The organism is Chthonomonas sp. (assembly GCF_035294165.1).
Lineage (GTDB): Bacteria > Armatimonadota > Chthonomonadetes > Chthonomonadales > Chthonomonadaceae > Chthonomonas.
This window is the reverse complement of the sequence record NZ_DATGLN010000024.1, coordinates 1-14,900: the sequence shown is the minus strand read 5'-3', so window position 1 is coordinate 14,900 and position 14,900 is coordinate 1. Positions and strand designations below refer to the sequence as shown.

Sequence of the window (14,900 nt, the reverse complement as noted above, 5' to 3'; positions counted from 1 at the left end):
CCGAAAAAAATTGAGTAAGCGCCACGGCGCCACACAGTTCATGGAGTTTGTGCGCGAAGGCTACCTGCCCGAAGCCCTCTTCAATTTTCTCGTGCTTCTCGGATGGTCTGCCGGAGAGGAGAATCGCGAGATCATGAGCATCCCCGAAATCATCGAGCGCTTCTCTCTCGAAGGGCTGTCGGAACACCCCGCCGTTTTCGACTACGACAAACTGCGCTGGATGAACGGTTACTACATTCGCCATAGCGAGCCAGGACGTATCATCGGGATGTGCCTGCCCTACCTTATAAAGGCCGGCCTTATCTCCGATCCACCCACCCAAGACGAGTTAGAAATGGCTCGGCGGGTCATCCCTCTGGAAATGGAACGAATGAAGGTTTTATCCGAAGTAACCGACCTTGTCGGCTTCTTCTTCCAACCGCTAGACTACCCCCACGGCTATGAGGAGAAAGCTGTGGCGAAATGGTTTGGGGTTCCCCATCTTAAACCTATGCTCGAGATGGAGATCGAAGCCTATGAAGCTCTTCCCGAATGGAAGCAAGAGGCCCTGGAACAGGCCACAAAAGAGATCGCAGACCGGCTTCAAGTGCCTTTTGCTCAGGTGGTTCATCCTACCCGCGTCGCCACAACTGGTCGAACCGTGGGGCCCGGACTGTTCGATACCCTGTGGGGCTTAGGACGCGAACGCACACTTATGCGTCTGCGTCGGGTACTACAAAGAGTTTAAACGCTCTGCGACCAGAGAAACAATATGCCGGATATTACGGACGTTAATACCATCGTCGGCCCACTGCCCACAGCCGGAGCCGATCTCTCGGTAGAGCATCTTCTAGAACTCATGGCAAAACATGAGATCGGTCGTGCCTTTGTATGCTCCACCGTCGGGATAAGGCTCTCTCCCCAGATCGGCAACGCCATTACACGCGCAACCTGCCTTGATACCCAGGTACTTCTACCGGTGGCTACGCTTAACCCTACGCACTATTTTGGGGATGAACATGAACTTTTCCAATTACGAGAAGATGGGTTTCATCTTATCCGGTTCTTTCCCTATTCGCAGTCATGGCCGGTGAATCTGGCCTCGTTCCGCGCCCTTCTACAGGCACTGCACCCCATCGCCATTCCTTTGATGGTTCAGATTCGGCGTATGGGAGATTGCACTCTCCTACAATCTCTACTGAACGATTACCCCGCCCCCATCATCCTATCCGATGTGGATAGCAACATCTTGGCGGAGGCCATTGCAGTGCTTAAAGAACAGCCTAACTGGTATCTAGAAACCTCCCATCTGCTCGCTCCAGGAGCGATTCGCCTGGCAGCTAGCTGCGTGGGAGCAGAAAGAATCCTGTTCGGAACAGAAGCTCCACAAAGACCTATCGCCTCGGTTCTGCGCACTCTGGAGTTTGCCGACCTTTCCACCCAGGAGCTAGAACTGATTCTGCATCGCAACGCAGAACGTATCTTTTCCTTGTGAGGTCCTATGTCTGTCATTGACTGCCATGTCTACATAGAAGGTAGCCCGATACCCTCCACCAACCAAACGGCTAAGACCCTCGCAGAACTTCTTGCGGGAAGAGGGATCGATCAGGCCATAGTCATATCCACTCGGGCTGCCAGGCTCGACCCGCTTTCCGGAAACACTATTCTCAAAAATTTGTTGGAGCAAACTCACGGACTGTACGGCTGTCTCGCGACCCATGTCCGCAACCAAGAGTCCTCCATTAATGCCGTGCGCGATCTTCTCGGCCACCGCCGCTTTCTCGGCGTGCTGCTTACCGGCGACGATCCGGAAGAGCCGCTCCATCCACTCAGCGCAGACGAAATTCTTAACGCCTGCCGTCGCTTTCAAAAGCCGATCTACCTCCACGCGCCTAATCGCCTTTGCGTGGAGGTTGGCCTAGAACTCGCTAAGCGCTACCATATGCACCGTTTCGTGCTGTTGGGAATGGGGGGGTCCGACTGGAGAGCCGCTATCATGGCGGCGCAACAGACGTCCAACATATTTCTTGAAATTTCGGGTATGCTCGATTTAGGCAGAATTCCCGCTGCCATTGAGGCCGTCGGCTCCCACCGTCTACTTTTTGGCAGTGGCCTGCCCGACCTGGATCCCGCTGCGATCATAGGGCTTCTCGAAGATTCAGAGATCAGCCCCTCCAATCGCCGTCGCATTCTTTCCGAAAATGCGGAAAAACTCTTCCAACTGGAACTAGGTGCATAAAAAATGAGTGCTCCTTTTAACAGGAGTAAATCTTTCTAGGAGGTTTCTCATGTTCGTTGGCATTCTCACCGCTCCCTTCGCAGGCGAACCCCTCGAGGTAGTGGCCGCTTTCGCAGGAGAACATCGTTTCGGGAGTCTCGAAATAGTTGCCGGGCCGGGCAGCAAACATATAGACACCAACAACTTCACCCCCGAAAGGGCGAAAGAGGTGCTCAATCTCATGGAAAAGCGCAACCTGCGCATTTCCTCTCTTGCCGCCTACACCGATCTCACCGCAGCCGACCCGGAAAGGCGTCGTACCAATATCCAGACCGTCTACAATGCCATTAATATTGCGAAAATGCTGGGGGTAGATGTGGTGTGTACCTTGGCCGGTTTGCCTCCAAACGGTAAAGACCGTATGAAAACCATCGAGGAGGACTGCACGGCCGTCTTTCCCCCCCTGCTCGAACACGCGGAAAAGAATGGGGTGAAACTTGCCCTCGAAAACTGGACAGCCACCAATATCCAGAACCTCGCCCATTGGAAGCGGCTTTTCGAGCTTATCCCCAACAAGAATTTCGGTCTGAACTTCGATCCCTCTCACCTTGTCTGGCAAGGCATAGACTATATCGAAGCCGTAGATCGCTTCGCCGACCGCATTTTCCATACCCACGGAAAAGATACCGAGATCAAAGAGCATGTGAAACGTGAAGTGGGGATTCTTGGCCACGGTTGGTGGCGCTACGTTATTCCGGGTTTAGGTGTCATCCGTTGGGGGGAATATATCGCCGCCCTCCGTCGTAATGGCTACGATGGAGTGATCTCCATTGAACACGAAGATGGGGCTGTTGAACGCGAAGAGGGCTTCCTGATCGGCAAGAAGTACCTCGACCAGTTTATCGCCTATTACGCCTAAAGTCTCCCGAAGGCTATGCAAAATAAAGCCTCTGGAGAGAGAACCTTCTCCAGAGGCTTCATCGTTGAACAACGCGTTGTTACCTAGAACAGCCCCAATATCGGTTTCCCGCTCACCAACGGCCTTGGCTGACCGAGATAGTTGGTCACAACCGTATCCGGTGGTATGCCTAGTGCGTGGTACATCGTCGCCAGTATTTCGCGGGGATGTACGGGGTTCTCCGCAGGCGAGGAACCCGTGGAGTCCGATTTTCCATAGACTTGGCCGGGCCGAATGCCGCCTCCTGCAACGAGGGCCGTGTAACAATAGGGCCAGTGGTCGCGTCCATCCGGCGCATTGGAGTTGCCCGAAGTCGAAACACCTAGCCGCGGAGAACGACCGAACTCACCGATGGCAATAACCATGGTCTCCTCCAACAGCCCCCTTTGATGCATGTCTTCCAACAGGGCAGAAAGGGCACTATCGAGTTTAGGGCAGTGTAGGTTGCGTAGCGGCCCGAAGTTGGCCGCGTGTGTGTCCCAGGCCGTTACCCGTGGGTCGCCGTTGGCAACGGAAGGCCAGTTCACCTGAACAAATCGCGTGCCGGCCTCTATCAGGCGACGCGCCATCAGCACAGACTGACCAAAGACATGACGTCCATAGCGATCACGAACCTTATCCGGCTCCTCTTTAAGGTCGAACGCCTTTCGCGCCCTACCAGATAGAATAAGCCCTAATGCCTTCTCATAGTAGGCATCTAACTGATAGTTACTCACGGCCTTTTCAAGAGCCGGCATACCTGAATCGATTAGCTTTCGTAGTTCAACACGCTTGGCCATGCGCGTTCGCGTTACCTCGTTCGCCAACTGCAAGTCCGCAATTTGGATTTTATCCATTGCGTTCGGATCGGTATCGGCGTTCGGTGGGTAGAGGGTATAGGGGTCGTAAGCGCGCCCTAGAAAGCCCGCATTCCCCGCCTTCCCGATGACATTACTCTCCTGCAGCGGGCGCGGCAACATGACGAAAGGCAACATGGGCACGTCCGGTGGCTTAAACTCCACCACCCGACACCCTACATTCGGATAGTCTGCAGGAGAGGGCGGTTGCAACTGCCCGGACGGAGAAACATCGGTCGCCTGCTCCCCGGTCAGCATCTGGTACATGGCCGCCGTATGATTGAATAGCCCGTTAGGTGTGTAGGAAACCGAGCGAATAAGGGTCGCCTTGTCCATCTGCTTTGCCAATAGGGGCATCACCTCCGTCAACCAAATGCCCGGCACATTGGTTCGAATCGGCTTGAACTCCCCACGAATGTTATCCGGTGCATCCGGTTTGGGGTCCCATATATCTATATGGCTCGGTCCCCCTTGCAGGAAAATAAGGATGACCGATTTCGCTTTACCGAAGCCTGGTTTGTCAGTTGGCTTCGCAATAGAGCTTGCCTTGGCTTCTAAGGCCAGAAACTCCGGAAGGTAAAGCCCTAAAATGGAAGAGCCTCCAATCCTCAGAAGTTCGCGACGAGTTATACCGTCGCAGTCTTGACTATGATTTCCCGGAATAGAGAGCATGGTAATGCCTCCTTAATGATTGAATAGGAACGCTGGGCTATTGAATAAAGCCCACATTAGGTCTTGGGCAGCCTGTGCGCGGTCGCCTGCCTGCCGGAAGTAGTTAAGTGCCGATTGCATCTCTTTCGGCGATGGCGGTCGTGACAGCGTGGCCAGGAAAATCTCCTCGACCATCTCCTTATCGGAAAGCTTCTCTTTAATCATCTTCGCAATGCGACCATCTGGGGCAGAGAGCGCTCGATTCACCGTCGGACCGTTAATCAGATCGAGAGCCTGCACGATCCCCATGTTGCTGTTGCGCTCACACTCACACGGCGTTTGACGCGTGGGGCGTCCGAACAGATCGAGGAAACCATCATTACTATCCTGATTTACCCCCGGTAGCTGTTGCGCAGTAAGGCTTGGCGGGGCTCCCACGTAATCTGGCTTTACGCCGGCAGCGAGGTTGATCGCATCGTAAAGCTGCTCCGCATCCAAACGCCTCGGAATGAAGTGCGAGAAGTTGATGTCGTCATCATCGTTCCATTTGTTGGTGACGATAGAGGACTGGTAGGTTCGTGACAGCACGATCTGGCGCATCATGTAGCGCATATCGAAGTGATGCATCACAAAGTCTTGCGTGAGCGCCGTAAGCAGGGCCGGGTTCGAGGGTGGATTGTCCGCACGAATATCGTCCACAGGGTCTATAATCCCTTTGCCGAGGAAATAGCTCCACAGGCGATTGGCCATCGCCATCGCGAAATAGGGGTTAGATGGCGAGGTCAGCCATGCAGCGAAGGCTTCACGTAGATTGCCGTGATATTCTGCTAGGTTCACCTGCCCGAACGGCGGCATCGGTTTTGCCGGATCGTTTGTGCGCGGGTTGATCACCTCACCCCCGCTTTGTTCGTAAAATACCAGATCGTCCGGTCGAGGGCCCGGTTTGCTCGTCATATGGGCAAAAAAGGCCCCTAAATCGTAATATTGGTTCTGTGTCCATCGCTCGAATGGGTGATCATGACAACGGGCACACGAGAAGCGAATACCCATAAAGAGCTGGGTTATATCCTCCGTCGCCGTGCTGGTGTCCGAAATAACCCTGAGGTAGTTCACCTGTGGGTGTACATAACAGTCTCCCGAAGAGGCTATGAGAGCACGTACGAACTGATCGTAAGGCATATTACGGGCAATCGCAAAATGGATCCAGTCGCGGAACTTGCGCTCGCCCTCAGGCCCCATGTACTTGCTGTTACAGTCTAAAAGGTCACACCACTTATTCGTCCAACGGTCTACGTAAGCGGCTGAGTTAAGTAGTTTATCTACCAACTTCGCACGCTTCTGCTGGGTTGGAGTTGGATCGGCCAGGAAAGCCTTCACCTCTTCTGGCGTTGGAGGTAATCCCGTTAAATCTAAGCTTACCCTGCGTATGAAAGTGGCATCGTCGCACACAGGTGCCGGCAACAGCTTAACCTTACGAAGTTTGGCATCCACCAGCCGATCTATATAGTTAAACTCCGGCGCACCTGTCCACCGGTAACCACTCCGATCCCCTAGAACCGTGATATTGACGGTGGAGAACAGCCCCTCATAACGAACGAGCAGAGCGGCTTCTCCACGGCGCACCGCACAGAGCGTTCCGAGTTTATCTACCGATGCTACAGAGGGGGTATTGCTAGAAAGAATGGCCTCACGTGTTACATCCCGTGTGGTACCATCAGGATAGTGCGCGATGACCACCATCTTCTGATGCATGCCGGGAAGGGTTAAGTGAGGCACGCTCGGCAAGACGATCAATCTATCCGGCCTGCTTACTTTCCCCACATCCGATCGCACGCCTTGGGCGATCCAGGCCTTCAGAATACGATAATAGCGCGACCCCATAGGTAGCACCAAGCCCCCACGATGCGGCACCGTTTCAGTAGGCTTTAGCAGCATAAGGCTGCGCGCGGGGTCCGTTCGGTCGAAGCGACGACCGGAAACATCATCAATCAACGAATGGTAGTCGAAAGCCGGGTCGTAACCTCTTAAAGAGAGTCGAAAGCCGTTTTTTCCATGTGCCGCACCATGACACATCCCCGCATTGCAGCCGATCTTACTAAGAACAGGCTCGACATCGCGCATAAAGCTGATCGGGGGGTCTACCACACTCTTGACCGTGATCGGTACAACAGCCTGTTTGTTTCCTACCGAAACAATCAGCTCGGTATGCCCCACATGAACCGGATGCAGGAAGCCCTCGTTGTCCATATGCACAAGGGGCTGTAACACGCGTACATGGGCTACCGGAGAGAGATCTATCGCGTAGCCGGCAGTGGTATGTCCGGTCACAATGAAGGTGCGTGCATCCCTCGCATTATTGAAAACCAAGGCCGATGGCTGCACCTCAATGGAAACAAGTGAGAGCGAGGGCGTCGGTCTGGAAGCTACTCCCTGCCTTCGTTTTGCAGCTTGAGCGCTAGGAGTTGCCAACGCCACAGAGCCGATCACCATAAAACCTACCACTATCCACATAAGAGCGGCAAGACCTTTGGATGCATGCCCCTGCATAAGAGACCTCCTTACTTTGTTCACACCAAAACATTCGTTTTGCCTAGCCATGATGTCCTCTCCTTCGTACTGAAAGTGCGGAATGATTAGGCCTATGGATAGGAACGGGAATAAACGCGCGCAGCAACCGGCCGCTACGCACATCGTAATAACGTACATAGCCGTCAAAACCGGCGGTCGCCAACACATTGCCGTCGGGTCGAAATGCAAGCGTAAAAACCGCCCCCCGCACCGGTGGCAGGCTCAATTTCTTCGCCCCGCTATCCACATCGTAAAGGTTAACCGTCCCCGCTTCTGAAGCGACCGCACATAGATTCCCGGTTGGATCGAAGGCCAAGGCCGTAATGGTATCCGGCTGTCGCTCGAAGGCACGAATGAGGTTGTGATCCTCGTTGTTCATGGTGCGGGCCTCGGTGCGAAAGATTTTATACAGGCGCGGAATACCGTCATCGCCTCCACAAAGCACCTGATCTTGGCCCGGTCGCCCCACCATACATCGCATCGGGGTGGTATGGGTATTGATGTCATCAATGAAAGAGCCGGTTTCTACCTGAGTTAGCTTCAGTGCTTCGTCTCGGCTTGCGCTCACCACATATTTCCCATCGCGCGAAAAAACGGTACCGAACACCCAGTCTGTATCGTTTTCCAGCATCATGATCTGCTTGCCATCGGGCACGCTTACTACCCGCACGGTATTATCTGCGCCCCCAAACGCAAGCTCCTTATCGTCAGGCGATAACGAGGCACCGAACAAGGTGTCGTAGGTATAGCGCACGGAATCGATCCGTTTGTGATTCGGCACATCCCAAAACTGTATCTCACCAAAACGCGCCGGGGAGCCGCCTACGGCGATCAGCGTCTTTCCGTCTTTTGTGAACACCAGCGACTGAATGCGTTGGGCATCTCCCACAAGGCGCGCCTCCAAAGCCCCATTATCGGCGTTTAGTAATAACACCTCATGATAGCCCGAAACGGCCAACGTCTTCCCATCGGGGCTAAACGCCACGGCGCTGATGACCGGCGAGGAGGTGTACACCGGTGGGTGGGCGGCATCGTAGGCGGAATGCTCTGCCGGAGTATCGTCCACGGCCCCTTGGGCGATCCACCGCTTGAACAGCTCGATTTCGGACTTAGAAAGCGGCGGGCCTCCTTGAGGCATCAGCTCCGGCTTACCCTCCAAATAGCCTATTACCAGGCTCTTTTCCGGATGCCCCTTCACGAAAACCGGCCCGTGTGTACCTCCCTTCAAAAAATCGGCATAGGAGATCAGCATCAGGTGGCCACTGCGCACGTTTGGCTGATGGCACCCTTGACACTTCGCCTGTAAGATCGGTTTGATCTGATGATAGAAGCTCACCTTGCCTTCGTTACGGTTCACAACGGCTGGCTTTGCAACATGGGGTCTTAAAGGCACAGCGAAGCAGAGCCACACCAGCCCTGCCCCACCGAATAGGACGATAAACGATGTTATATAACACACAATGCGGGTTCGTATCATGGCACTTTCTCGCTTAACGATGCGACTCCTTTGGCGAAGCCTTGCTATGAGGTTTAGGCGTATCATCCACAGCACCTTGAGCTATCCACTTCTCAATAAGCGCTATCTGCTCCTTGGGTAGCGGAGGCCCACCTTTAGGCATCAGCATGGGTTTGCCGTGCAAATACCCTACAAGCAGGCTCTTCGCCGGCTTCCCCTTTACGAAGGCCGGCCCGTGTGCTCCTCCCTTCAAAAGCGCTGCATAGCTTGTAACATCGAGCAGTCCGGCATGATTGGCCGCGCTATGGCACGGCAAACATTTCGCTATGAGAATGGGGCGAATTTGATGATAATAACTCACCCTACCTGCGTCGGGAGCCGGATGCGTTTTTTTCTTTGGCGGAGCGGCAATGCATAGGCATCCCAGCCCTATAGTGCTCGCACCTACAAAGCTCGCCAGGAGAATGCGACTTTTGCGATACATTCTAAACCTCTCCTCGTTTTCTTGTTTTATTCAGCGCCCCATTCTTCTTTTCCTGCTTGCAGTTCGTTCACGACGTCTGGCGATGATGGTACTAAGTAGTTTGAATCCTTCAACACAAAAAAGTTACAAAAAAGAATGGGCTGATTCCTATAGATTATGCCTCTACACGCACCGCTATGTCAAATTTTTGGTTGGTATAGCATCTGCAGCTAAGTTTTACTCAAAAAGAGGCTGTGTCGAACTCCTTCTGTCTCCAAATAGGGCGGTATCCACTCGACGTCCTCTTCCAAAAGAGCGACACCGGTAGCGTTGCAGCTCACCAACTAGTTGCCTATTGCAGACTCAGATAAATTGTGATACAATATTGTTTAGAGACTTGTGATGGCTATTTACGACATTACTTGTCTTTAAACACTATCTATTCCAACAAATAACCGTTTAACTCGTTCGCTAAGGAGGAAACAGATGCATGCACAGAATCACGCGCCCTTTAGGGGCGGCGAAGAGGCTCCTCATCGGAGCACTACAAACGAGACAAGAGGGCTAGCTACTTTTAACAGCTCTCTTCCTACATTAGCATCCTATGAGGTTAAAATCCCCGATAGGATAAAGAAAGGGCAACCAGCCAAGAATAAGCACCGTCGAACGCTTTGCTTCCTTTTGAGCATGGTCACCATCCTGCTATTTGGGCTTTTCGGAAGGCCACAGACGGCGCGGGCCATTCCCATGCCTGCCACCACTCTTCACCAATTCGGTAGCGTTCCCCCAAACTACGATGGCCTTGTGCCGTCGAGCCTGCTGCAAGGACAGGATGGGATGCTTTACGGCACTGCAGAGTTCGGAGGGCTTCCCGGATATGGAGTCGTGTTCAAAATGAACATTGACGGCTCTGACTTTCAGGTAATCCATAGCTTCGTCGGGCTAGATGGCGCGGCACCCAATAGTCTCATCCAGGCACCTGACGGAACCCTCTACGGCACCACCAGGTTTGGGGGTATAGACTTTACGCCTTTAACGCCTTCAGGTTTGGGCGTGCTCTTCCAACTAAACACCGACGGCTCAAACTTCCAGGTTCGCCATCTCTTCACCGGCACCGAAGGAGCCAATCCAAACCATGTGCTTTTTGGCCAAGACGGGTTGATCTACGGAACCACAATATCTGGCGGACTGAACAACACCGGTGTCGTCTTCGAATACGATCCATACAACCCCTTTATTTTCGTTCGGTTTAACTTTGATCCTCTGACCTCCACCGGTCAGAACTACAGTGGGAACTACCCCACAAGCTTAAGCCAAACAAGCAACGGTGTTATTCTCATAACAATGGCCTCAGGCGGAGAATACGGAAGTGGCACCATTCTGTTGAGTGATTTTACTGGTTTCTTTAGTCTGTTCTATGCATTCTCCCCCCTCGATATCCATGGGGATAACAGCGATGGAGCAGGGCCAACAAGCCTTCTGCAAGGCAGCGATGGCTATTTGTATGGAACGACACAGTATGGCGGGGCTAATGGCAAGGGTACCGTTTTCAAGTTCATCACCATTCCGGGGCCGACTATTCTCCATAACTTCACGGGTTCCGACGGGGCTTTCCCTACACACCTCATTCAAGGGGTAAACGGTAAGCTCTTTGGCACGACGGTATCCGGGGGCACGTATAGTGGAGGCGTGACCTTTGCGCTCGACCCTTATGGGATATCCTTCGACATCCTTCACCACTTCGCTCTTACAGGGCCGGACGGTGCCGATCCAGAAGCGTTAATTCAAGGCAGCGATGGCTGCCTCTACGGCGAATGCGAGTTTCTGAGAGATAGAGATTCGGGAAATATCTATCGCATCGGACCAAAGCTCAACTTCATTTCGCCTAACATGTTCTTTGCCGGTTCCGACACCTCTCCTCTCGTCGCAGTCGGCTCCGGCTTTGCTCAAAACGACGTTTTACTGTGGGATAACATCCCCATTCAGCCGGAAGCAGTCTCGGATGACGGCACCCAAATGTTGGTTATGATTCCGGCCGCCCTGCTGGCGGTGCCGGGCACGAATCCGGTGCAAATCTACGATCCTAACATCGGAGTCGTCACCCATCCACCCGATCCGTGCTTCGTGCTTCCCGGAGGCGGAACACCTCGTATCCTACTTCATGTTCGAAGGGTAATACGGGGTTACGTCCCGGCCTCCCATCCAGAGAAAGGGGTTCTTGTATCCCTTTTCGTTTCCAACGTAGGCAACGGGACGGCATATAACACCAAGCTACCTGCAGTTCAATTGACCGATAAGAACAAAGCCGCTTTCTCTCCCCTCAACCCCTTGCCGATCTTCGTGGGGAACTTGCCTCCCGGCTCCAGCACCTCGGTCACCCTGTTCTTCCCATCCAACGTCGTCTCTGGGCCGGCGGTACTGTTAATAAAAGGAACCTTCTACAACGGCAGCTTCGGAGGTACCTTCAAAATAAATGTGCCATAAGCCCCTACACTAAGGCCGCGAGTCGGCACATCCGAAACATCAAGAGGGTGGCAAGCAAGTTGCCGCCCTCTTTGGCCTGCCTCTGGAATAAACCGGCCGGCGCCAACGTCTGTCGGGAACTTAGAATTGTCTAAGATTAGGCCGAAAAGGCGTGAATGAGACCAAACCCTTCGGTATACTTTGATAGCAAATCAAAGAGAGAGGATGATACCCTGTATGAACTGGCTGCAAGCAGCGTTACTCGGCTTGCTACAAGGCCTCACCGAATTCCTGCCCGTTAGCAGCACGGCGCACATGGACATCGCATCCCGACTGATGTTAGGCCATGATGTTGGCTCGGCCTTCTCCGCGGTCGTACAGCTCGGCCCCATTGCGGCCATCATCATCTACTTTTGGAACGACATCGTGCGCTACCTACGCGGCATCGTGCGGACGCGCTCTCCCTTCAATATTCCCCCTAACGACACCGATGCACGCCTGGGCTGGTATGTTGTGTTTGGCACCCTCCCCTTGGCTATCTTCGGTCTACTGTTGGAGAAGAAAATTGACACCACCTTCAGACGATTCGATGTGGTAGCTGTTGCCCTTATTGTGCTAGCAGTTATCATGCTGGCCGCCGAGATTGTGGGTAAACGTAAGAAGGACTTGGAGCACCTTAGCTTCCTCGATAGCCAGGTCATTGGGTGGGCCCAAGTGCTTGCCCTTGTTCCAGGCGCCTCTCGCTCCGGAACCACTATTACCGCAGGTCTCTTTCGCGATCTCGACCATGAAAGCGCCACCCACTTCAGCTTCCTCCTCTCCATTCCTGCCATCACTGCAGCCGGCCTCTATAAGCTGAGCAAAACCGCTCTCTTTGTATTTAAACCCTCCGCATTTTCCCCCAACGAAGCCCATCGGCTCATGCCGTTTCATGTTGGCCCCCCCACTTTCGCCGAGCTGGGAATGTTTCTCTTCGCAGCACTGGTTGCAGGTATCTTTGCCTACATCGTCACAAAATGGTTTATGGGCTACATGCGTTTCCACAATACCTTTATCTTCATCGCCTATCGCATTCTTCTTGGTGTGCTGATCCTCGCCCTTCTAAAGGCGGGAGTTCTCCACGAACATACCCCCAACCATCTCGCTAAAGTGCCCAACCACGTGCTCTTATCGAAAAGGGAATAGCCTATGGACGTGCAAGAGTGCGACCTCCTCATCTTCGGTGCAAGCACCGGCGGCACTGCAGCCGCCATGGCGGCCGCAGAGTGCGGTTTAAATACCTGGCTTGTCGAGCCTTCCACCTGGATCGGCGGACAACTGACGGCACAGGGCGTCTCGACCCCCGATGAAAATGCCTTCATCGAGACCTTTCCTCCCTCCCGTAGATACGCCTGGTTCCGCGCCTCCGTCCGAGACTACTATCGAAGCCTCTACAAACTCAGCCCCATCGGTAAGGCCATGGACCCCTTTAACCCCGGACGATGTTGGGTAAGCAGGCTCTCGTTTGAACCTAAAGTAGGCCAACGAATACTTTACGAGCGCCTTCACTCTCTCGAGGAAAACGGCAACCTCCATATTCTGCTGAACGCTCGCTGCCTTCGGTGTGACATGAACACCGATGGGCGCATGCTCGAGAGGGTTATCTTCTCCGTTGAAGGGAGGATATTGGCCTTTCGCCCACGTTACGTGCTGGATGCTACCGACACGGGGGATTTACTTCCACTTTGCGGAAAAGAGGGAGTAGACTGGGTCGTCGGCGCAGAAAGCCGAGAACAAACGGGCGAGCCGGACGCTCCGCCAAGCCCGCGCTCCGACTGGGTTCAGCCCTTCACCTTTCCATTTGCCATCGAATGGTCCCCCGAGACAAGGGAACAGAACTGTATTGCGCCGCCACCAGACTATGAAGAGCTGAAACAGCTTCAGAATTACAGCCTTGTGGATGGAGCCATTACCGGACTTTTCAGTGGCAACTACCCCTGGTGGAGCTATCGGAGAATCCTTGCGGCAGAAAACTTCGATGATCCCCGTATTCCCCACGATGTCTCCATGATCAACACTGCCAGCAACGACTTCTATGGCGGCAACATCATCGGCGCCAACGCTGGAGATGAGAATCGGATACGCCACACGCTTGCGCGCGCACGCCGTGCCTCCGTCGGTTATCTCTACTGGCTCCAAAACGAGTGTCCTCGTGAGGATGACCCCAACCAGCATGGCTACCCGGAGTTTCGCCTACGGAAAGACTATTTCGACACCGAAGATGGCTGCGCTCCAAGTCCCTACATTCGAGAGTCCCGACGCATCCTATCGGTAGACACCGTGCGCGAGCAGGATATCGTGGTGCGCGATTTTCAAGGGCATATCTGCCGGGGGGAGCAGGCACGAGCGGTCTTCATGCCGGACACGATCGGCATCGGTCACTACGCGCTCGATATCCACAAAAATGCTCACGGGGAACCATCTGCCTATGTTCCTACCCGTCCGTTCCAAATACCCCTGCGCATTCTCATTCCAAGGCGTTGGGAAAATCTTTTGCCCGCCGGCAAAAACGCGGGTCTGACACATCTTACCAATGGAGCTTATCGCCTACACCCCATCGAATGGTGTATCGGTGAGGCCGCCGGCATCCTCGTTGCATACTGCATCGCCACAAACGCTAAACCGCGTGAAATCTACTCCGTCCCATCAGCGCTCTCCAAGTTTCAGGCAAAACTTCTAGACGAGGGGCTTGTGCTGCATTGGTATACCGATGTGCCGCCGCATCATCCCTCTTTCTATGCCCTACAGCGATTAGCCTGTAGAGGAATAGGACTCGGCAAAGAGACCGACCTGCTCTTCCGCCCAAAGGAGCCGATGCAGCCAGAGGATTGGGGCAGTTGGCGCGCTTTGTTGGGTTTACCGGCACAAGAAATGCCGAGAACGGTGCATCGTGCCGAGGCGGTGCATTGGCTTGCACAGGAATTAAACGAGGCATAAAAACAACGCCCTCCTCTTCAATGAAGAGGAGGGCGTGTTCTTGTGAGCCTCGGGTTTAGTAGCGACGTGCTGGGCGCGGACGAGCCTCGTTAACGGTCAACGTTCTTCCGCCCATTGTCGTACCATTCAGCATGTTGATGGCCGCATCGGCCTCGGCATCGGTGCTCATCTCAACGAAGCCGAAACCTTTGGCCTGCCCGGTGTAGCGGTCCGACACCAAGGTCACCTCTTTCACCGTACCTGCTGACGAGAAGAGAGCCTCCACATCCCGCTCGGTGGCGGAATAGGGCAGGCCTCCCACATAGATGCGCTTAGACATTCTTCACTCCTTC

The 14,900-nt window shown here is 53.9% G+C and carries 12 protein-coding genes; 7 read left to right on the top strand and 5 right to left on the bottom strand.

What is annotated here, in order from left to right; genetic code table 11:
• The 4 genes from VKV29_RS00795 to VKV29_RS00780 all read left to right on the top strand — a co-directional run.
• Positions 1 to 727: glutamate--tRNA ligase family protein (locus tag VKV29_RS00795; protein WP_324199391.1), on the top strand; the 727-nt coding region annotated here is incomplete at its 5' end.
• 24 nt (positions 728 to 751) lie between these two features.
• Positions 752 to 1,474 (top strand): amidohydrolase family protein, encoded by a 723-nt coding sequence (locus VKV29_RS00790; protein WP_324199390.1) that lies wholly within the window; start codon positions 752 to 754, stop codon positions 1,472 to 1,474.
• A gap of 6 nt (positions 1,475 to 1,480) precedes the next feature.
• A complete protein-coding gene (locus VKV29_RS00785; protein ID WP_324199389.1) occupies positions 1,481 to 2,218 on the top strand; it encodes an amidohydrolase family protein in 738 nt (245 codons plus the stop codon).
• 49 nt (positions 2,219 to 2,267) lie between these two features.
• Positions 2,268 to 3,116, top strand: a complete 849-nt coding sequence (locus VKV29_RS00780) for a sugar phosphate isomerase/epimerase (protein ID WP_324199388.1) — start codon at positions 2,268 to 2,270, stop codon at positions 3,114 to 3,116.
• An 83-nt stretch (positions 3,117 to 3,199) separates the two neighbouring features.
• Here the strand turns inward: VKV29_RS00780 and VKV29_RS00775 are convergent, their stop codons facing one another.
• From VKV29_RS00775 to VKV29_RS00760, 4 genes are read right to left on the bottom strand one after another with little or no spacing between them, the layout of a single operon-like run.
• Positions 3,200 to 4,663 (bottom strand): DUF1501 domain-containing protein, encoded by a 1,464-nt coding sequence (locus VKV29_RS00775; RefSeq protein WP_324199387.1) that lies wholly within the window; start codon positions 4,661 to 4,663, stop codon positions 3,200 to 3,202.
• Between the two features lie 12 nt (positions 4,664 to 4,675).
• Positions 4,676 to 7,189, bottom strand: a complete 2,514-nt coding sequence (locus VKV29_RS00770) for a DUF1549 and DUF1553 domain-containing protein (protein ID WP_324199386.1) — start codon at positions 7,187 to 7,189, stop codon at positions 4,676 to 4,678.
• A 43-nt stretch (positions 7,190 to 7,232) separates the two neighbouring features.
• Entirely contained in the window at positions 7,233 to 8,687 is a 1,455-nt protein-coding gene (locus VKV29_RS00765) for a c-type cytochrome domain-containing protein (RefSeq protein ID WP_324199385.1), read from the bottom strand.
• Positions 8,688 to 8,700: 13 nt separating this feature from the next.
• Positions 8,701 to 9,150 carry a c-type cytochrome domain-containing protein gene (locus tag VKV29_RS00760; RefSeq protein ID WP_324199384.1) on the bottom strand — a complete coding sequence of 150 codons (450 nt, stop codon included), beginning with the start codon at positions 9,148 to 9,150 and terminating at the stop codon, positions 8,701 to 8,703.
• A gap of 465 nt (positions 9,151 to 9,615) precedes the next feature.
• On the opposite strand from VKV29_RS00760, the gene VKV29_RS00755 reads away from it, so the two are divergent.
• The 3 genes from VKV29_RS00755 to VKV29_RS00745 all read left to right on the top strand — a co-directional run bounded on the left by VKV29_RS00755 (position 9,616) and on the right by VKV29_RS00745 (position 14,568).
• Positions 9,616 to 11,613 (top strand): choice-of-anchor tandem repeat GloVer-containing protein, encoded by a 1,998-nt coding sequence (locus VKV29_RS00755; protein WP_324199383.1) that lies wholly within the window; start codon positions 9,616 to 9,618, stop codon positions 11,611 to 11,613.
• Between the two features lie 216 nt (positions 11,614 to 11,829).
• Positions 11,830 to 12,777 (top strand): undecaprenyl-diphosphate phosphatase, encoded by a 948-nt coding sequence (locus VKV29_RS00750; protein WP_324199382.1) that lies wholly within the window; start codon positions 11,830 to 11,832, stop codon positions 12,775 to 12,777.
• 3 nt (positions 12,778 to 12,780) lie between these two features.
• Positions 12,781 to 14,568, top strand: a complete 1,788-nt coding sequence (locus tag VKV29_RS00745; RefSeq protein ID WP_324199381.1) for an FAD-dependent oxidoreductase — start codon at positions 12,781 to 12,783, stop codon at positions 14,566 to 14,568.
• A gap of 55 nt (positions 14,569 to 14,623) precedes the next feature.
• Here the strand turns inward: VKV29_RS00745 and VKV29_RS00740 are convergent, their stop codons facing one another.
• Positions 14,624 to 14,887, bottom strand: a complete 264-nt coding sequence (locus VKV29_RS00740; RefSeq protein WP_016481671.1) for an RNA recognition motif domain-containing protein — start codon at positions 14,885 to 14,887, stop codon at positions 14,624 to 14,626.
• Positions 14,888 to 14,900 lie beyond the last annotated feature (13 nt).

Coding starts and splice junctions, on each gene's coding strand:
- VKV29_RS00755 (WP_324199383.1), top strand. CDS start 9,616: ATGCATGCACAGAATCACGCGCCCTTTAGGGGCGGCGAAGAGGCTCCT.
- VKV29_RS00740 (WP_016481671.1), bottom strand. CDS start 14,887: ATGTCTAAGCGCATCTATGTGGGAGGCCTGCCCTATTCCGCCACCGAG.
- VKV29_RS00785 (WP_324199389.1), top strand. CDS start 1,481: ATGTCTGTCATTGACTGCCATGTCTACATAGAAGGTAGCCCGATACCC.
- VKV29_RS00765 (WP_324199385.1), bottom strand. CDS start 8,687: ATGATACGAACCCGCATTGTGTGTTATATAACATCGTTTATCGTCCTA.
- VKV29_RS00750 (WP_324199382.1), top strand. CDS start 11,830: ATGAACTGGCTGCAAGCAGCGTTACTCGGCTTGCTACAAGGCCTCACC.
- VKV29_RS00775 (WP_324199387.1), bottom strand. CDS start 4,663: ATGCTCTCTATTCCGGGAAATCATAGTCAAGACTGCGACGGTATAACT.
- VKV29_RS00780 (WP_324199388.1), top strand. CDS start 2,268: ATGTTCGTTGGCATTCTCACCGCTCCCTTCGCAGGCGAACCCCTCGAG.
- VKV29_RS00790 (WP_324199390.1), top strand. CDS start 752: ATGCCGGATATTACGGACGTTAATACCATCGTCGGCCCACTGCCCACA.
- VKV29_RS00770 (WP_324199386.1), bottom strand. CDS start 7,189: ATGCAGGGGCATGCATCCAAAGGTCTTGCCGCTCTTATGTGGATAGTG.
- VKV29_RS00745 (WP_324199381.1), top strand. CDS start 12,781: ATGGACGTGCAAGAGTGCGACCTCCTCATCTTCGGTGCAAGCACCGGC.
- VKV29_RS00760 (WP_324199384.1), bottom strand. CDS start 9,150: ATGTATCGCAAAAGTCGCATTCTCCTGGCGAGCTTTGTAGGTGCGAGC.